The organism is Pseudarthrobacter sp. S3 (assembly GCF_050156905.1).
In the GTDB taxonomy this organism is placed as follows: Bacteria; Actinomycetota; Actinomycetes; order Actinomycetales; family Micrococcaceae; genus Arthrobacter.
Window position 1 is genome coordinate 1,340,474 of the sequence record NZ_CP189583.1, and the last position, 18,169, is coordinate 1,358,642.

Here is an 18,169-nt window from a genome sequence, read left to right on the forward strand (position 1 = left end):
TTTTGCCTGCATATGAGACGAACACCACACCATGGTGGGTCCGCGGGAGGTGGCGGAGGGTTCTGAACGGGCAGTTCACGGCTCGTCAGCTAAAGTAGGCCGTGATGAGTACAGACACAGTGACAAGCCCGGATTCACCCCTGAACCGCTTTATTGCGGTGATTCCGGCAGGCGGAGTGGGGACCCGCCTCTGGCCCCTGTCGCGAGCAGCCGCTCCCAAATTCCTGCACGACCTCACGGGGTCCGGCAGCACTTTGCTGCGCGCTACCTACGACCGGCTGGAGCCGCTCGCAGGCAGGCGCGTCCTGGTGGTGACGGGCACTGCGCACCGGGCCGCCGTTTGCCGGCAGCTGCCCGAGGTCCAGGAGTCGGACCTGGTCCTGGAGAGCGAGCCCAAGGATTCCGGCGCCGCCATCGGACTGGCTGCCGCCATCCTGTATGAGCGAGACCCGGACACCATCATGGGTTCCTTCGCCGCGGACCAGGTCATCAGTCCTGACCACCTCTTCCAGGAAGCCGTCCGCGAGGCCATCCACACGGCCGCCGCCGGCAAGATCGTGACCATCGGCATCAAGCCGACTCACCCGTCCACGGGCTTCGGCTACATCCGCGCCGGCGAGGCGCTCCACATCAATGGTGCGCCCAGCGCCCAGGCCGTAGTGGAGTTCGTGGAAAAGCCGGACGAGGAAGTTGCCCAGCAGTATGTGGACAGCGGTGAGTATGTCTGGAACGCAGGAATGTTCGTGGCTCCCGTTGCCTTAATGTTGAGGCACCTTGAGGCCAACCAGCCGGAGCTGTTCAAGGGCCTTCAGGAGATCGCCCAGGCCTGGGACACTCCCGAACGTGATGCCGTCACCGCCCGTGTTTGGCCCACACTGCCCAAGATCGCCATCGACTATGCGGTGGCCGAGCCTGCCGCCGCCGCCGGCGATGTGGCCGTTGTGCCCGGCACTTTCGGATGGGACGACGTCGGGGACTTCGCTTCGGTGGGGCGGCTCAACAGTGCGCGGGAAGTCGATGACGTCACCGTTATCGGTGAAGGCGCCCGGGTTTTCACCGAAAACGCCAGCGGTGTGGTGGTTTCGGACACGAAGCGCGTGATCGCCCTGATCGGCATCAAGGATGTGGTCATCGTTGACACGGGCGATGCCCTCCTGGTGACCACCAAGCAGCACGCGCAGCGGGTCAAGGGAGCCGTTGACGCGCTCAAGGCCAGTGGCGACACCGACGTTTTGTAACCCGGTCGGGAGTGTCCAGCCGCGGCACAATCTGTAACGCGCCCGCCCTGATGACGCTATTCCGTGGACGCTCGCTAGAGTAAATGAGTGCGTAATTACACTACTGAAGCCGAGCCCACCGCATTAGTGCGGCCATGGTTGGAACCCCTCCTGCCGGAGCTGATCGACTTCCGCAGGGATTTGCATGCGCACCCCGAGCTTTCCTTCAAGGAATTCCGCACCACGGACAAGCTGGTGGATCGGCTCGAAGCAGCCGGACTGTCCCCGCGGCGGCTTGAAGGTACCGGCCTGACTGTCGACATCGGCGAGGGCCCGATCGCCGCTGCGCTCCGCGGCGATATTGACGCCCTGCCAATCATCGAGGAAACGGGCCTCCCGTTTGCCTCCAAGAACCATGGCGTGACCCATGCCTGCGGCCACGATGTCCACACTGCCACCATGCTCGGCGTTGCCCTGGTCCTCCAGAGCATGCACCAGGAGTCGCCGCTGGGCGGCTCCGTCCGGATCATCTTCCAGCCGGCTGAGGAAACCATGCCGGGCGGCGCGCTTTCCTGCATCGACCAGGGCGTCCTTGATGGTGTGCCGCGCATCTTTGCGCTGCACTGCGACCCGAGGATCGACGTCGGACGAATCGGGACGCGCATCGGCGCAATCACGTCCGCTTCGGACACCATCAAGATCGAACTGAGAGGCCGCGGCGGCCACACGTCCCGCCCGCACCTCACCGAGGACCTGGTTTTTGCGTTGGCGCAGATCGCCGTCAACGTCCCTGCCGTGCTGTCCCGCCGGGTGGATGTCCGCAGCGGAGTGTCCGTGGTGTGGGGCCAGATCAGCGCCGGATCGGCACCCAACGCCATTCCGGGCACGGGTTACATGGCGGGCACCATGCGCTGCCTGGACCGCGACGCCTGGCATGACGCCGGCGAGCTCCTGGACGAGGTGGTGCAGCAGGTGGCCGCTCCTTATGGTGTGGATGTCCATCTGGAACACACCAGGGGAGTGCCGCCGGTGGTCAACTCGGAGCACGAGACTGCGCTCATTGAGGCCGCAGCCCGCGCCGAAATTGGTGAGGGCGCCGTTGTGTTGACACCGCAGTCCATGGGGGGCGAGGACTTCGCCTGGTTCCTGGCCGAGCGTCCCGGCGCGATGATGCGCCTGGGCACCAAAACCCCGGGCGGCGAAGAGTATGACCTGCACCGCGGTGACTACATCCTGGACGAACGTGCCCTTGGCCTGGGTATCCAGGTCCTCACGGCGGCAGCCCTCCGGACCATCCGCGACCTTTAGCCCCCGCGCCACACCTCACCCCCTCCCGCGCGAACGAACACTTAAGCCCCCACACAAGCGCGAACGTACACTTGGGGCCCACTCGGAGGGCCCCAAGTGTACGTTCGCGCTTCTTTCAACGAAATGAGTTGTGCACAATTGAATTGTAGGCTACCGTATTAGATATGACTGAAGCCCCCCGCCTCGACCGCCAGGTGTGTTTTGCCCTGTATTCCGCGTCCCGCGCGGCCACAGCGGTCTATCGCCCCGTCCTGGAAGACCTGGGCCTGACGTACCCGCAGTATCTGGTGATGCTGGTCCTATGGGAATCGGAGCCGAAGGGCGTCAAAGCGCTCGGCGAGGAGCTGGGTCTTGACTCCGGCACGCTGTCACCGCTGCTCAAGCGACTCGAGGCAATGGGGCTCGTGGAGCGCCGCCGGTCCGGGGAGGATGAGCGCCGCGTGGCAGTACACCTGACCCCGGCCGGACGCTCGCTCAGCAGCAAAGCCAACGCGATTCCACGGCACCTGGCGGACGCCGCCGGTTTGTCGGCCGATGAGCTGGAACAGCTTCGCACCACTCTGGAAAGGCTCACCGAAGCCCTTCACCGCGCGCACTGAGCCCGCAAGATTTCCGTGATCCACATCCAACAGGACGGACCGTACATGAAGACTCTCTACACTGCCGAGGCCCTGGCTTCAGGCGAAGGCCGCGAGGGCAGCGCACGCACCAACGATGGGAAGCTGGAAGTCAGTCTTGCCAGTCCCGTGGAGCTCGGCGGTGATGGCCAGGGCACCAACCCGGAGCAGCTGTTTGCCGCCGGTTACGCGGCCTGCTTCCACTCAGCACTCCGCCTCGTGGGGCGCAAGGAGCGCGCAGACCTGACCGACTCGGCCGTGGCGGCCAAGATCCACTTCGGCGCGCTCACCGATGGCGTGGGCTACGGCCTCGCCGCTGAACTGGAGATCGCGGTTCCGGCCCTGGACCTCGCCACGGCCGAGTCCCTGGTGGCCCAAGCGCATCAGATCTGCCCCTATTCCAACGCCACCCGCGGAAACATCACCGTGGACATCAAGATCCTGGAGTTCGCAGCATGAACCTGACAACGGCACTTCCAACATCCACCCGGGAAATCCGCCTGGCCTCACGTCCCGTAGGTCGTCCCGTCAGCGAAAACTTCCTACTGGCGGAGTCACTGCTGCCGGAGCTTCAGGACGGCCAGATCCTGGTCCGCAACCTCTACATCTCCGTGGACCCCTACATGCGAGGCCGCATGAACGACGTCAAGTCGTACTCGGCGCCCTTCGCGCTGGATGCAGCGCTCGACGGCGGCGCCATCGGTGAGGTCATCGCGTCCAGGGCCGAGGGGCGAAAGGTGGGGGACGCCGTCGTACATCAACTGGGCTGGCGGGAATTCGCGGTCCTGGAAGCAGGCGCAACCTCGGTTGCCCGCACGGACCTTGCGCCGGCGTCGGCGTACCTTGGCGCGCTGGGCATGACCGGGCTGACGGCCTACACGGGGCTGCTCAAAGTGGCGGAGTTCAAACCAGGCGATGCCGTGTTCGTGTCCGGAGCAGCTGGCGCCGTGGGCTCGCTTGTGGGCCAGATCGCCAAGGCGATGGGCGCTTCCAGGGTCATAGGGAGCGCCGGAACCGCGGAGAAGGCGGCCCGGCTCCTGGAACTGGGTTTCGACGCCGCGTTCAACTACAACGACGGGCCGGTGCGCGAACAGCTTGCCCAGGCGGCAGGACCCGCAGGGATTGATGTGTATTTCGATAACGTGGGCGGCGGTCACCTCGAGGCTGCCCTGGCGGTTCTGAATGTGGGCGGCCGCGTGGCCATGTGCGGTGCGATAGCCCAGTACAACTCCACCGAACCCACTCCCGCGCCGCGGAACCTCGCGCTTGCCATTGGCAAGCAGCTCACCCTGCGGGGGTTCCTGGTCAGCGAACAGCGCCAGCACAGTGCTGAATTCTTCGGGAAGATGTCAGCCTGGCTTGCGGACGGTTCAGTCCAGTATGACGAGACCGTGGTGGATGGACTGGAGAATGCCCCCCAGGCCTTCATTGACCTGCTCGACGGCGCGAACACCGGCAAGATGCTGGTGCGCCTCTAAGCTCCCCACCAGCGCGAACGGACATTTGAGGCCCCTCCCGGCGGGCCCCAAATGTCCGTTCGCGCTTAAAGTGAGGGGAACGCCAGGCCGACTTCTACTGGTTAGTAACAAATTCTCAACAATCTTCAGGATCCGGCTCCAATGTGGTACCGGATGTGTTGCAGCCCACTAGTGTGGCTTGTATCAGTGCGCTACGGCGCCGTGCTGCGAACCCCTCAGTGAAACAGAATTTCAGTGTAGAAACGGACACCCATTGAATCCGAGTCGTAGCGCCACCCCGGTGTCCAGCCAATTCATGGCCATGGTGCCCTACTTGGTGACCGTGCTGGTGGGCAGGTCCAGGCCGCCGGCGGCCAGCGGCATCCCGTACGTCAAGGGATGACGGCCATGGAACAGAACGCCGTGGACTGGCAGGCCCTGGAGGCCGCAGCCGTCGACGCCATGAAAAACGCCTATGCCCCATATTCAAAGTTCCCGGTGGGTGCCGCGGCCTTCACCGAGGACGGGCGGCTGGTCAGCGGCTGCAACGTGGAGAACGCCAGCTACGGGCTAACCCTGTGTGCTGAATGCGCCCTGGTGGGAAACCTGCAGATGACCGGCGGCGGGTTGCTGCGCGCGTTCTACTGCGTGGACTCCGCCGGCAACGTGCTGATGCCGTGCGGCCGCTGCCGGCAGCTCCTCTATGAATTCCGCGCGCCTGGCATGGAACTCATGACCACCCAAGGAATCAAAACCATGGACCAGGTGCTGCCCGACGCGTTCGGTCCCCAAAACCTGGAGGATCCACGGTGACACAGGCAACGGAGGCATTCGACGCCGTCGACATTATCCGCACCAAGCGGGACCGGGGCGTCCTGAGCCCGGAGCAGATCGACTGGACCATTGACGCCTACACCCGCGGGGTCATCGCGGACGAACAGATGGCCGCGTTGAACATGGCCATCCTGCTCAACGGAATGGACCGTGCCGAAATTTCGCGCTGGACGGCCGCCATGATCGCCTCGGGTGAACGGATGCATTTCGGCGGCCTCCGGCGGCCCGACGGCGGCGTGAAGGCTACCAGCGACAAGCATTCCACCGGGGGAGTGGGGGACAAAATCACACTGCCGCTGGCACCCCTGGTGGCAGTGTTCGGCGTGGCCGTGCCCCAGTTGTCCGGCCGGGGACTTGGCCACACCGGCGGCACCCTGGACAAGCTGGAATCGATCCCCGGCTGGCGGGCCGCCCTGAGCAACGACGAAATGATGGCGCAGCTTCAGGACGTCGGCGCCGTGATCTGCGCTGCCGGGGCGGGGCTGGCGCCGGCGGACAAGAAGCTGTACGCACTGCGTGATGTTACCGGCACGGTGGAGGCAATTCCGCTGATCGCCTCCTCGATCATGAGCAAGAAGATCGCCGAAGGCACAGGGTCCCTGGTCCTGGACGTCAAGGTGGGCAGCGGCGCGTTTATGAAGGACGAGGCCCGGGCCCGCGAACTGGCCGAAACCATGGTGGCCCTCGGCAAGGACGCGGGCGTCAACACTGTGGCGCTGCTGACCAATATGAGCACCCCGCTCGGCCTCACCGCGGGCAACGCGATCGAAGTGGCGGAATCCGTGGAGGTCCTGGCAGGCGGCGGCCCGGAGGACGTCGTCGAACTCACCGTCCGGCTGGCCGAAGAGATGCTGGCCTGCGCGGGCCTCCACGACGCAGATGTGCGCGCCGCCTTGAAGGACGGCCGGGCCATGGACGTCTGGAACCGGATGATCAAAGCCCAGGGCGGAGATCCGCGCGCCAAGCTGCCGGTCGCCAAGGAATCCGAGGTCATTTACGCCCCGGCCGACGGTGTCCTGGTAGGGCTCGATGCCTTGGCAGTGGGTGTTGCGGCGTGGCGCCTTGGGGCAGGTCGTGCCCGCAAGGAAGACGCCGTCCAGGCCGGCGCCGGGATCCGCATGCACGCTAAGCCCGGTGCCATGGTCCGCGCCGGTGAGCCGCTGATGACGCTGCTCACGGACACACCGGAAAAGTTCGCGCGCGCCAAGGAAGCCCTTGAACACGCCGTCACGGTGGCCCCCGACGGGTCGCGCCCGGCCCAGCGGCTCATCATCGACCGAATAGCATAGGGACAATGCAGGCCATCAATGAATTCATCCTCGCTGCCGCCGCGCAGCCATGGGTGCTCCTCCTTGTGCTGGCCTGCTGCCTGATCGACGGCTTTTTCCCGCCGATCCCCAGCGAATCCGTGGTGGTGGGGCTGGCCGCAGTGGCCGCCACCGCGGAAGTCCCCAATCCCTGGCTGCTGATGGCGGTCGCGGGCCTGGGCGCTTTCTCAGGCGACAACATGGCCTACTTCATTGGACGACGGGTGGGCACCCGGCGCTGGCACTGGATGCGCGGACCGCGGATGCAAAGCGCCTTCCGCTGGGCAGGGGACGAGCTGAGGAAGCGGCCGGCGTCGCTCATCCTGGTGGCGCGGTTCATTCCCATCGGCAGGGTTGCCGTCAACCTCACCGCGGGCGTGACCCACTATTCGCACGTGCGGTTCGTCGGCCTGACGGTGCTCTCCGCCACGCTCTGGGCCTCCTACTCCGTGGGTATCGGGCTGTTCTTCGGCCAGTGGTTCGAAAACAACCATCTGCTCGGCGCGGCCATCGCAATCGTCTGCGCCGTGGGCCTTGGAATCGTGGTGGATCTGATCATTAACCGCATCCGGGGAAAGGTTCCTGTGGTGGTGCGGCTGAAGGATCCAGAAGCCTAGGGTTTGCGCCGTCCGTGCGTAGCGGGCGGGGTCCCGGGCATGGGACACTGAAGAGCGACTTACGTCACTTCCGGCTGCATCATTTCGTCTAGGAGCAAGACCCGCGTGGAGTTTATTAATGAGGCCGTGCTCCATGCAGCCGGCCAATGGTGGATCTACCCGGTCCTTCTTGTGTTCTTCTTCATCGACGGCTTCGCCATGGTGGTCCCCAGCGAGACACTGATTGTGGCGCTGGCCGCGTTTTCCCGGCACAGCGGTGAACCGAATCTCTGGATCCTGGGCGCGACTGCGCTGATCGGTGCCATGGCCGGTGACAACATGGCCTTTATGCTTGGCCGCAGGATCGGCCTTGACCGCTGGAAGTGGATGCGCCGACCCAAGGTGCAGAAGGCCTTTGGCTGGGCACGGTATGAACTCGAAAAGCGCGGCGCCGTCCTGATTTTCACGGCGCGCTATATTCCCTGGGGCCGGGTGGCGGTTAACTATGTGGCCGGCAGTACCGGTTTTGCGCACCGCCGGTTCTTCCTGTTGGACGCTTTCGCCTGTTTCACCTGGGTGGGGTATTCCATCGGCATCGGGCTGCTGGCCAGTTCCTTCCCGTGGCTTCACGACAACCCGCTGCTCAGCGCAGGCATTGCCGTGGTGTTCGCTATAGTCTTCGGCGTCCTGATCGACCACCTCCTGCGTTGGTGGCACAAGCACTTGGCCCGCAACGACGCCGAAACCGTAGATGAATGGCTCGACGGCGGCCCGGAAGGTTCCGTGCCCGCGCACACCGCGGTTTCGCAACTGCATACGCCCGCCCCGGCCGAGGCGGAGCAGCCCGGAAAGAACCGGCTGGCATAAGCCTCCTGCCGACCCTAAGGTTGGAAGGTGACTGAGCCTATTGTTGACGCCGCCCCTGCCATCGATTTCGACCTGACGAGCCTGCCTAAGGTTTCGCTCCACGACCACCTGGATGGTGGTCTCCGTCCAGCCACCATCATCGAACTGGCCGAGGCCGTTGGCCACACGTTGCCCTCCACCGACCCGGTGGCCCTGGGCGAGTGGTTCCGTGAGTCCGCGGACTCCGGCTCGCTGGTCCGCTACCTGGAGACGTTCGACCACACAGTCGCCGTGATGCAGACCAAGGAAGGCCTCATCCGCGTCGCCAAGGAATTCGTCGAGGACCTCGCGGACGACGGCGTGGTGTACGGCGAAGTGCGCTGGGCGCCGGAGCAGCACCTCCAGAAGGGCCTGTCCCTGGACGACGTTGTTGAAGCGGTGCAGGAAGGCCTCGAAGCCGGCGTGGACGCCGTGACCGAGAGCGGCCGCGAAATCCAGGTGGGTCAGCTGATCACCGCCATGCGCCACGCAGACCGTGGCCAGGAGATCGCCGAACTCGCTGTCCGCCACCGCAACAAGGGCGCTGTGGGCTTTGACATCGCCGGAGCCGAGGACGGCTTCCTCCCGTCCAGGTTCAAGGACGCCTTCACCTACCTCGCCCAGCATAATTTCCCCGCGACCGTGCACGCCGGCGAAGCTGCCGGGCTCGAAAGCATCCAGTCCGCCCTCGTTGACGGCAGGGCACTGCGCCTGGGCCACGGCGTCCGCATCGCCGAGGACATCATGGTGGAGTTCGACGACGAAGACGACGACGCCGCGAGCGACGAGGACAACATCGGCCTGGTCACCCTGGGTGACCTGTCCAGCTGGATCCGCGACCGCGGCATCGCCCTGGAAATCTGCCCGTCGTCGAACCTCCAGACCGGAGCGATCGCCGGCTTCGGCGAGGGCATCGAGAGCCACCCGCTGGACATGCTGTACCAGCTGGGCTTCAACGTCACCATCAACACCGACAACCGGCTGATGAGCGGCGTCACCCTCACGGACGAGTTCGAACTCCTCGTGGAAACCTTCGACTACGACCTCGACGATCTGCTGGAGCTCACGCTTAACGCTGCCGAAGCGTCCTTCCTGCCGCTTGAAGAGAAGGAAGCGTTGGTGGAATACATCAACGACGCCTACGACAACCTTGGCTGAGCAGGCTCCCATCGATCGGCTGCTGGATGGGCCCACGGCGGCAGGGGTTCCCGGGCGAGCTTGCGAGCTGGGGGAGCTGCTGGGGATCGTAGCCCAGTTGCGCGAGCACTGCCCGTGGATGGCCGCCCTCACGCATGCCTCGCTGGTGGAGTACCTCCTCGAGGAGGCCTTCGAGGTTGCCGAGACCATCGAGACCGGCGCGGGTGACGCCGAGCTCCGCGGCGAACTGGGCGATGTGCTGCTTCAGGTGGTGCTGCACGCCCGTCTAGCCGAGGAGCGCGGCACGTTCACGTTCGACGACGTCGCACGCGGGCTGAGTGCCAAAATGGTCCGCCGCAATCCGCATGTCTTCCGGCCCGACGGCACGCTCCGGGACAGCTTCCCGGCCTCGGTGGCGGAGATCGTCCGGAAATGGGACGCCGTGAAGACCGCGGAACGTCCGGAGCGTACGGGGCCCTTTGAGGGGATCCCGGACGCACTGCCGGCCCTGGCGAAGGCGCAGAAGTTCCTTGACCGGGCCGAGCGGGCCGGATTTCGACGGGCTCAATCACCGGTGGTTGAGCCTGTCGAAACCCCGGAGCCATTCGAAACAGAGGAGGAACTCGGCGACCTGCTGCTCGCTGTCGTCGGCTCCGCACGCGCCAGCGGATTCGACGCCGAACGTGCCCTTCGTGGCGCCATCCGGCGGCAGTTCTTGGCACCATCATGACGTCCGGGTGATGGATAGAGTTCCGTAACCTGCACCACTCTCGACTAGGCTTGGTCCTGACGAGGACGTCCCAGATTTAACGCATTTTTCCAGCTGTTCGTTCCCCCAAAATCGCCCATAAGGAGCACATCCATGGCGCTTATCGATGCCATCCACGCCCGCGAAATCCTCGATTCCCGCGGAAACCCGACCGTAGAAGTTGAAGTACTGCTTTCCGACGGCCAGATCGGCCGCGCGGCAGTACCCTCCGGTGCCTCCACCGGTGAGCACGAGGCTGTTGAGCTCCGTGACGGCGATAAGGGACGTTACCTCGGCAAGGGTGTCCAGAAGGCCGTTGACGCTGTCATTGACCAGATCGCTCCGGCGCTGACCGGCTTCGACGCCACGGACCAGCGCAGCATTGACCAGGCCATGATTGACTTGGACGGCACGCCCAACAAGGCCAAGCTCGGCGCCAACGCCATCCTGGGCGTTTCGCTGGCCGTTGCCAATGCAGCAGCCGCCTCCGCAGACCTGCCGCTGTACAAGTACCTGGGCGGCCCCAACGCGCACGTCCTGCCGGTTCCGCTGATGAACATCCTCAACGGTGGCTCCCACGCCGATTCCGACGTAGACATCCAGGAATTCATGATTGTCCCGATCGGCGCAGAGACCTTCTCCGAGGGCCTCCGCTGGGGCGTTGAGGTCTACCACAACCTCAAGTCCGTCCTGCAGGCAAAGGGCCTGTCCACCGGCCTCGGTGACGAAGGCGGCTTCGCACCGAACCTGCCGTCCAACCGTGCAGCCCTGGACCTGATCCAGGAAGCCATCACCAACGCCGGCTACACCCCGGGCAAGGACATCGCCCTGGCCCTGGACGTCGCCTCCTCCGAGTTCTTCAAGGACGGCGCCTACCAGTTCGAAGGCAAGGCGCTGTCCGCCACCGAGATGAGCGCCTACTACGCCGAGCTCGTGGCAGATTACCCGCTGGTTTCCATCGAGGATCCCCTGGATGAGAACGACTGGGAGGGCTGGAAGACCCTCACCGACAGCATCGGTGACAAGGTCCAGCTCGTGGGCGATGACCTCTTCGTCACCAACCCGGCCATCCTGCAGCGCGGTATCGACACCAGGACCGCCAACTCGCTGCTGGTCAAGGTCAACCAGATCGGTTCACTGACCGAAACGCTGGACGCCGTCAGCCTGGCCCAGCGCGCCGGTTACACCACCATCACCTCGCACCGCTCCGGCGAGACCGAGGACACCACCATCGCCGACATCTCGGTGGCCACCAACGCCGGCCAGATCAAGACCGGCGCACCGGCACGCTCCGAGCGCGTTGCCAAGTACAACCAGCTGCTGCGCATCGAAGAGGAACTCGACGACGCCGCACGCTACGCCGGCCGCAGCGCCTTCCCGCGTTTCAAGGGCTAGTAGCCGCGTAAACCTCTGACCGGTGGCTATGGTTGAAAGACCATAGCCACCGGTTTTTGTTTTAGCAGGCATTGATTGAGCCGGCATCAATCGCAGAGATGCGGCCTGAGGCCGGCCGCACGTTTCAGGAGTGTCATGGTTACCCGCCGTCCCAAAGTTCCCAAGGCCGCTTCGAGGCATCAGGCCACCACGGACCCGGCCGCGGAAGCCGCCGGCGTCATCCGCGCCGATTTTGGCGTTGCAGCCGGCAGTGCAAAGGGCGGGACCAAGGGAAAAACCGGCACGGCATTGAACGCCGGAACGTCCACAACGAACACCCGGCGCCCGGCCGGCAAGGGGAACGGCCACGGCGGTAACGCCACAGGCAAGACACCGAAGCCTGACAGCACTCGGGACGACACCCAGCCCGTCCCTGCCAAGGCGTTCTCCGGGCGCATGCTGGCACTGGCCGTGGTCATGATTGCCATCACGATCATGCTGGCACCCACCGTGAAGATCTTCTTCGACAAACGCGCCGAACTCGCCGCCCTCAGCGCCGATATCGCCGCTCGCCAGGCCGAGCAGGACGGCCTGCGCCAGCAGATTTCACGTTGGCAGGATCCGAACTACGTGAAACAGCAGGCCCGCGACCGCATTAACATGGTTATGCCGGGTGAATCCGGCTACTGGGTCTTCGGCAGCGATCTGCCGGCCGGATCAAGAAGTAGCCTGACCGCCACAGCGGCACAAGACCCCGCAGATCTGCCGTGGGTGGATTCCCTGTGGGAGTCCATCAGGCGTGCGGCCACAGACTGAACAGCTAGAGGAAGGATGGCCCGCGCCAGTGGAAAAAAACACGGCGACTGCGCCGGAGCAATCCCGCCAGCCATCAGCACATGATCTTGAAGTACTCAGCAGGCAGCTGGGACGGCCCGTACGCGATGTGGTGGAAATCCCGGCGCGCTGCGTCTGCGGCAACCCCCTCGTCGCCGCCACGGCGCCGCGGCTGAGCAACGGGACCCCGTTTCCCACCACGTTTTATCTGACCCACCCCGTCATCACTTCGGCGGTTTCCCGGCTGGAAGCTGCCGGGCTGATGAACGACATGAACGAACGCCTCAGCGCCGATGAGCCGCTCGCGGCTGCCTACCGTGCAGCGCACGAAGACTACCTCGGAGCCCGCACAGCCATTGGCCAACGTTCCGGCATCGGCGCTGTCCCGGAGATTAACGGCATCTCCGCTGGCGGCATGCCCACCCGGGTCAAATGCCTCCACGTCCTGGTGGGCCACTCCCTCGCGGCAGGGCCCGGCGTAAACCCGCTGGGGGATGAGGCCATTGCCGGAATCAGCGAATGGTGGACCGCGGACCGCTGCCATTGCGACGGCGCGTGGGACACGGCAGGGGAGGCCCCGTCGAAGGACCTCAGCCGGCACGGACCCCAGGGGCTGCCGGAGATCGTGGGCCGGCCCGCTCCGGACCGCAAGCCCGCAGCCACTGACGGGGCTGGGGCATGACCCGCGTCGCCGCCATCGACTGCGGCACGAACTCGCTCCGCCTGCTCATCGCCGACATCGACCGCAGCAACGGCACAACGACGCTCACCGACGTTGTCCGGGAAATGCGGGTGGTCCGGCTGGGCCAGGGCGTGGACGCCACCGGCGAACTCGCCCCTGAAGCGCTGGAGCGCACCTTCGCGGCCACCGCGGATTACGCCGCAATGATCCGCGAACACGGCGCCGAGTCCATCCGCTTTGTGGCAACGTCAGCCAGCCGGGACGCGCGCAATCGCCAGGTCTTTGTCGACGGGATCCGGGACCTGCTGGGCGTTGAGCCTGAAGTCATCTCTGGCGATGAAGAAGCAGCCCTGTCCTTCGCCGGCGCCAGCAGCGTCCTGCCCATCCTCGACGGCGAGCACGTGCTGGTAGTTGACCTCGGCGGCGGAAGCACCGAGTTTGTCCTCGGCACCGCTGGCGGTGTCACGGCCGCGAAGTCCGTAGATGTCGGCTGCGTCCGGCTGACCGAACGGCACCTGCAGGACGATCCGCCCACGGCAGAACAGATCGCCGCCGCGGAAGCCGACGTCGACGCCGCCATCACCCTTGCTGGGCTGGACGTTCCGCTGGAACGCGCCACCGCCGTCGTCGGGGTGGCCGGCTCGATCACCACCATCACCGCCCACGCCCTGCGGCTTCCGGCGTATTCGCCGGCGGCCATCCACGGGACGGAACTGTCCATCGGCACTATTACCGAAGCCGCCACCGACCTCCTGCACATGACCAGGGGAGAACGTGCCGACCTGGCGTACATGCACCCCGGCCGGGTTGACGTTATGGGTGCCGGCGGACTGGTGTGGCGGCGCATCCTCGAGCGGCTGAATGAACTCACCGCCGGCCGGATCGTGACTGCCACGGCCAGCGAACACGATATTCTTGACGGAATTGCCCTGAGCCTCCGCTAACCAGGCCATCAGCCAACCAAGCATCGGAAACCCATATGACCAGAGCAACTGCACGGTTCCGCCGGGCCGCGTCAGCTCTCCTGGCGATAACCCTTGCCGGCGTCAGCCTGGCCGCCGGACTGACTTTTGCGCCTGCGGCCAGGGCCGACGCTGAACGGGACAGGGAGTACTGGCTTGGCGAATCCGGAATTACGAAGGCCTGGGAGGTTTCCAAGGGCGCCGGTGTGAAAATCGCGGTGATCGACAGCGGCGTGGATGCCCAGCACCCGGACCTGAAGGGCGCCGTCACCGGAGGCTTCGACGTGTCCGGGGCAGGCAGCCCTAACGGCCAGAAAAGCCTGGGCGTAAAGCCGGAACACGGGACGCTGGTCGCCACCATACTGGCCGGCCGCGGACACCAGCCGGCAGGCGCCACCTCCTCGCCCAGTCCCGGCCCGGCTGCCACCACCGGGCCGGACGGCATGATTGGGGTGGCTCCTGAAGCTGAGATCCTGTCCGTCTCAACGTGGCTCGGATCGGCCAACCCCGCGGGCAAGAGCGATCAGGACCAGATCCCGGAAGCGGTCCGTTGGGCCGTGGACAACGGGGCCAAAGTCATCAACATTTCGCTGGGCAGCACCACGCCGCAGTGGCCCCAGAGCTGGGATGCTGCCTTCCTCTATGCCGAACAGAAGGATGTTGTCATCGTGGCCGCCGCCGGAAACCGGATAGGCGGCAACCTTCAGGTGGGGGCGCCCGCCACCATCCCCGGCGTCCTCACGGTTGCCGGCCTGGACCGCAAGGGCATGGCGAGCGTCGACTCATCTTCCCAAGGGATCAGCATCGGCGTGGCGGCCCCGGCCGAGAACCTGCTGGGCGGGCTGCCCGGCGGTGGTTATGCGGAATGGGCGGGAACGTCCGGTGCTGCCCCGATCGTTGCCGGCGTGGCCGCACTCATCCGTTCCAAGTGGCCCGAGATGAGCGCCAAACAGGTCATCAATCGGATCGTCAGCACGGCCAAGGATGCCGGTCCTGCCGGAAAAGACCCGCTATACGGGTTTGGCGTGCTGAACGCCGAGGCCGCCCTAAAAGACTCCGTACCGGAAGCCGCCACCAACCCGCTCGGCTCCATCTCGGACTGGATCAGGGTACACCGGCGCGGCAACCTGGGTGCGCCGGCGCCGGTGCCCACAGGCGAAGTGGCCAGTGCCGTTCCCACACTGCCCGAGCCCACTGTGCCCGCTCCAAAGGCGCCTTCACAGCGTGACAGTGCCGTTGGCGCCGCCGTCGTGATCGGCTCAGTGGCACTATTTCTGGCGATCATCGCTGCGGCCCTCATCCAGCTGCGCCGGGCGGCCCGAAACCCAGGAACGGCGCGCGACGAACCGGATACCGGAGCCTTCCAAACCGTGGATTCAGGCGGCAAAACATAGTTAGTGAAGATTTTCACAAACTGCGGTATCCTTAAATCATGGCAACCACCCCAGAGCTCCAGGACCGTCCCAGGGTACTCGTCGTCGGCGGCGGATACGTCGGCCTGTACGTAGCACTCAAACTGCAGAAGAAGATCGCGAATGCCGGTGGCATCGTTACCCTCGTGGATCCACTGCCCTACATGACTTACCAGCCTTTCCTGCCCGAAGTGGCTGGCGGCAACATCGAGGCCCGCCACGCAGTGGTCTCGCACCGCCAGCACCTGAAGCAGACTGAACTCATCCAGGGCAGCGTCACCTCGATCGACCACGCCAACCGCACCGCCATCGTGGCGCCCGCGGACGGCGGAGAGCACATCGAGATCCCCTACTTCGACATCGTGGTGGCCGCAGGCGCCATCACCCGCACCTTCCCCATCAAGGGCCTGGCGGATAAGGGCATTGGCCTGAAGACCATCGAAGAAGCTGTGGCCCTTCGTAACAAGGTGTTGGAACGCATCGAGGCCGCGTCCACCATCGCGGATCCGGCTGCCCGCGCCAAGGCCTTGACCTTCGTGGTTGTTGGTGGCGGCTTCGCCGGCATCGAGTGCATCACCGAAATGGAAGACCTGGCCCGCGCCGCGGTTAAGAACAACCCCCGCATCCGTCAGGAAGAAGTGCGCTTCGTCCTGGTTGAAGCCATGGGCCGGATCATGCCCGAGGTCACTGCACCGCAGGCCGAATGGGTTGTGGAGCACCTCCGCAGCCGCGGCATCGAGGTCCTGCTGAACACCTCCCTGGACAGCGCTGAGGGCTCCCTGAAGCTCATCAACCTCCCGGACAAGTCCCTGGCCCAGGAATTCGAAGCCGACACACTCGTCTGGACTGCCGGCGTGCAGGCCAACCCGATGATCCGCTCCTCCGACTTCCCGCTGGAACCGCGCGGCCGCGTCCGTGTCCTGCCGGACCTCCGCATCGCTGGCGATGAAGGCATCATCGACAACGCCTGGGCCGCCGGAGACATCGCCGCAGTGCCGGACCTCACGGGTAGCGGCCTGCCGGACGGCACCTGCGTCCCGAACGCCCAGCACGCACTTCGCCAGGCCAAGCGCCTCGCCAAGAACCTGTGGGCTTCGCGCTGGGACAAGCCACTGAAAGACTACAAGCACAAGAACCTGGGTGCTGTGGCCGGCTTTGGCGAGTGGAAGGGTGTTGCCAACATCAACATCCTGGGCCGCATCGGCCTCAAGGGCCCGCTCGCCTGGCTGGCACACCGCGGCTACCACGGTATGGCCATGCCCACCATGGAGCGCAAGGTCCGCGTCATCATGGGTTGGATCCTCGCATTCTTTATGGGCCGTGACACCACCCAGCTGATCGACCTCGACAACCCGCGCGGTGCCTTCGTGGCCGCCGCCACACCGGCTCCCAAGCCGGCTGCGGCTGCTCCTGCCCCGGCGGCCAGCGCGCCGGAGGCATCCGCCGGAGCGGCCCACCCGGGCTCAGCGGCAGCCACCGGCGTGGACACCAAGCAGTCGGTCACCGCGGACGCCAAGTAGCACTGGCTTCCTGAGGAAGCATTAGCAGTATCGCCCGACGGCGGCTGTCCCCTTGATGGGGATGGCCGCCGTTTTGCGTATCCCGCTGGGTGTCCCTTCTAGACTGGCACTATGACTGGCGAAAAGAACCTCCAGACCCTGCTGGCAACACTGAAGCCGGTGCTGCGCGAGGGTGAGTACGTCTATGTCCTGTGGCCGCATGGCAGGCAGCTCGAGCCTGGCATCGAAGCTGCCGTGCGTGAGGCTGAGGGCCTCACGGTCGTCCTGCCGCGGGAAAGGGCGGACAGCCTGGGGCTGCACTACGACTTTGTGGCGGCTTGGATCACCCTGGAAGTGCACTCTGCGCTGGAGGCTGTTGGCCTGACCGCCGCCGTCGGGAAGGCCCTGACCGACGCCAGGATCAGCTGCAACGTGCTGGCCGGCTTCCACCACGACCACCTGCTGGTGCCGGTGGCCGACGCACCACGCGCCGTCGAAGCCCTAGCTGAGCTGTCAGCGGTCAGCCGGGACGTGCCGCGGCCCGAGCTGCTGCTCAGGAACGAGACGGCTGCGGACAGGGACAAGATCCTCACGTTGACGGGCGAGGCGTCCGCGGTCTCCCCGGTCACGGGCCTGCCGGTGGACGGGGAGCCCGAGGAGGTGGACGTGCTCCGCCGGCTCTTCGAGTGCGAGGACTACCTGCCCGAGTTCAGCGTGGTGGCGGTGCTCGACGACGAGATAGTCGGCCATGTGATCAGCACACGGGGCTGGGTGGGCGACTACGGGTTGCTGGGGCTCGGGCCCATCGGTGTGACACCCAGGCTGCAGCGCCATGGGATCGGCACTGCCCTCATGAACGACACCATCGCTCGGGCCAACGCAGCGGGGGAGGGCGGGATTGCGTTGCTGGGCAGCACCGAATACTACCCGCGCTTCGGCTTTGTCCCGGCTGCCTCCTTCGGCGTCCTCCCGCCGGACGCAGCCTGGGGGGACCACTTCCAACTGCTCCCGCTAGCCGTCTGGCCCGGCGGGGTCCACGGGACGTTCCGGTACGCCGGACCGCTTGCAGGCGAATGACGGGATACCATGGACCGGGCGCCCCAGTAGCCCAATTGGCAGAGGCAGCGGACTTAAAATCCGCGTGTTGTGGGTTCGAGTCCCACCTGGGGTACACATTCTCCCTAGGGAGTTCCTCCTGACGCGCCCTTCCGCGCCTCCTGCGTGACCTCAACAGACCTCTCCCGTTCATTGATTTCGCATATGCAACGACTGTTATAAGGATGTGACCTCAGTCACTTAT

The 18,169-nt window shown here is 65.4% G+C and carries 18 protein-coding genes and 1 tRNA gene; all 19 read left to right on the forward strand.

The features are described from left to right. Positions 1 to 104: 104 nt before the first annotated feature. The 19 genes from ACQCSV_RS06475 (at position 105) to ACQCSV_RS06565 (ending at position 18,040) form a co-directional block, all read left to right on the forward strand. Positions 105 to 1,238, forward strand: coding sequence for a mannose-1-phosphate guanylyltransferase (locus ACQCSV_RS06475; RefSeq protein ID WP_354153955.1), 1,134 nt, complete (start codon positions 105 to 107; stop codon positions 1,236 to 1,238). An 87-nt stretch (positions 1,239 to 1,325) separates the two neighbouring features. Then, positions 1,326 to 2,525 (forward strand): amidohydrolase, encoded by a 1,200-nt coding sequence (locus tag ACQCSV_RS06480; RefSeq protein ID WP_354222322.1) that lies wholly within the window; start codon positions 1,326 to 1,328, stop codon positions 2,523 to 2,525. 164 nt (positions 2,526 to 2,689) lie between these two features. After that, entirely contained in the window at positions 2,690 to 3,124 is a 435-nt protein-coding gene (locus tag ACQCSV_RS06485) for a MarR family transcriptional regulator (protein ID WP_354153953.1), read from the forward strand. A gap of 45 nt (positions 3,125 to 3,169) precedes the next feature. Further along, a complete protein-coding gene (locus ACQCSV_RS06490; protein ID WP_282329299.1) occupies positions 3,170 to 3,601 on the forward strand; it encodes an organic hydroperoxide resistance protein in 432 nt (143 codons plus the stop codon). Then, positions 3,598 to 4,620, forward strand: coding sequence for an NADP-dependent oxidoreductase (locus ACQCSV_RS06495; RefSeq protein WP_354153952.1), 1,023 nt, complete (start codon positions 3,598 to 3,600; stop codon positions 4,618 to 4,620). The genes ACQCSV_RS06490 and ACQCSV_RS06495 overlap by 4 nt, the downstream gene beginning before the upstream one ends. Positions 4,621 to 5,007: 387 nt before the next feature. Next, positions 5,008 to 5,412, forward strand: a complete 405-nt coding sequence (locus ACQCSV_RS06500) for a cytidine deaminase (RefSeq protein ID WP_354153951.1) — start codon at positions 5,008 to 5,010, stop codon at positions 5,410 to 5,412. Continuing rightward, complete coding sequence (locus ACQCSV_RS06505) at positions 5,409 to 6,722, forward strand: thymidine phosphorylase (protein WP_354153950.1); 1,314 nt, start codon at positions 5,409 to 5,411, stop codon at positions 6,720 to 6,722. Before ACQCSV_RS06500 ends, ACQCSV_RS06505 begins: the two co-directional genes overlap by 4 nt. 5 nt (positions 6,723 to 6,727) lie before the next feature. After that, positions 6,728 to 7,357 carry a DedA family protein gene (locus ACQCSV_RS06510; protein WP_354153949.1) on the forward strand — a complete coding sequence of 210 codons (630 nt, stop codon included), beginning with the start codon at positions 6,728 to 6,730 and terminating at the stop codon, positions 7,355 to 7,357. 105 nt (positions 7,358 to 7,462) lie between these two features. Then, positions 7,463 to 8,203, forward strand: coding sequence for a DedA family protein (locus tag ACQCSV_RS06515; RefSeq protein ID WP_354222320.1), 741 nt, complete (start codon positions 7,463 to 7,465; stop codon positions 8,201 to 8,203). Between the two features lie 27 nt (positions 8,204 to 8,230). After that, the gene (locus tag ACQCSV_RS06520) at positions 8,231 to 9,379 is read left to right on the forward strand and encodes an adenosine deaminase (RefSeq protein WP_354153947.1); all 1,149 of its coding nucleotides are present in this window, start codon (positions 8,231 to 8,233) and stop codon (positions 9,377 to 9,379) included. 118 nt (positions 9,380 to 9,497) lie between these two features. After that, complete coding sequence (locus tag ACQCSV_RS06525) at positions 9,498 to 10,088, forward strand: MazG nucleotide pyrophosphohydrolase domain-containing protein (protein ID WP_354222353.1); 591 nt, start codon at positions 9,498 to 9,500, stop codon at positions 10,086 to 10,088. A gap of 132 nt (positions 10,089 to 10,220) precedes the next feature. After that, complete coding sequence (eno, locus tag ACQCSV_RS06530) at positions 10,221 to 11,501, forward strand: phosphopyruvate hydratase (RefSeq protein WP_354153946.1); 1,281 nt, start codon at positions 10,221 to 10,223, stop codon at positions 11,499 to 11,501. A gap of 135 nt (positions 11,502 to 11,636) precedes the next feature. After that, a complete protein-coding gene (locus tag ACQCSV_RS06535; RefSeq protein ID WP_354153945.1) occupies positions 11,637 to 12,296 on the forward strand; it encodes a septum formation initiator family protein in 660 nt (219 codons plus the stop codon). A 28-nt stretch (positions 12,297 to 12,324) separates the two neighbouring features. Continuing rightward, positions 12,325 to 12,996, forward strand: coding sequence for a DUF501 domain-containing protein (locus ACQCSV_RS06540; RefSeq protein WP_354153944.1), 672 nt, complete (start codon positions 12,325 to 12,327; stop codon positions 12,994 to 12,996). Further along, positions 12,993 to 13,940, forward strand: a complete 948-nt coding sequence (locus ACQCSV_RS06545) for a Ppx/GppA phosphatase family protein (RefSeq protein WP_354153943.1) — start codon at positions 12,993 to 12,995, stop codon at positions 13,938 to 13,940. The genes ACQCSV_RS06540 and ACQCSV_RS06545 overlap by 4 nt, the downstream gene beginning before the upstream one ends. A 35-nt stretch (positions 13,941 to 13,975) precedes the next feature. Then, positions 13,976 to 15,352 (forward strand): S8 family serine peptidase, encoded by a 1,377-nt coding sequence (locus tag ACQCSV_RS06550; protein ID WP_354153942.1) that lies wholly within the window; start codon positions 13,976 to 13,978, stop codon positions 15,350 to 15,352. Between the two features lie 38 nt (positions 15,353 to 15,390). Next, positions 15,391 to 16,890 (forward strand): FAD-dependent oxidoreductase, encoded by a 1,500-nt coding sequence (locus ACQCSV_RS06555; protein ID WP_354153941.1) that lies wholly within the window; start codon positions 15,391 to 15,393, stop codon positions 16,888 to 16,890. A gap of 111 nt (positions 16,891 to 17,001) precedes the next feature. After that, positions 17,002 to 17,946: an N-acetyltransferase gene (locus ACQCSV_RS06560; RefSeq protein ID WP_354222317.1), complete on the forward strand. Its 945-nt coding sequence runs from the start codon at positions 17,002 to 17,004 to the stop codon at positions 17,944 to 17,946. 20 nt (positions 17,947 to 17,966) lie between these two features. Next, positions 17,967 to 18,040 (forward strand) — tRNA-Leu (locus tag ACQCSV_RS06565). The last annotated feature ends 129 nt before the right edge of the window (positions 18,041 to 18,169 follow it).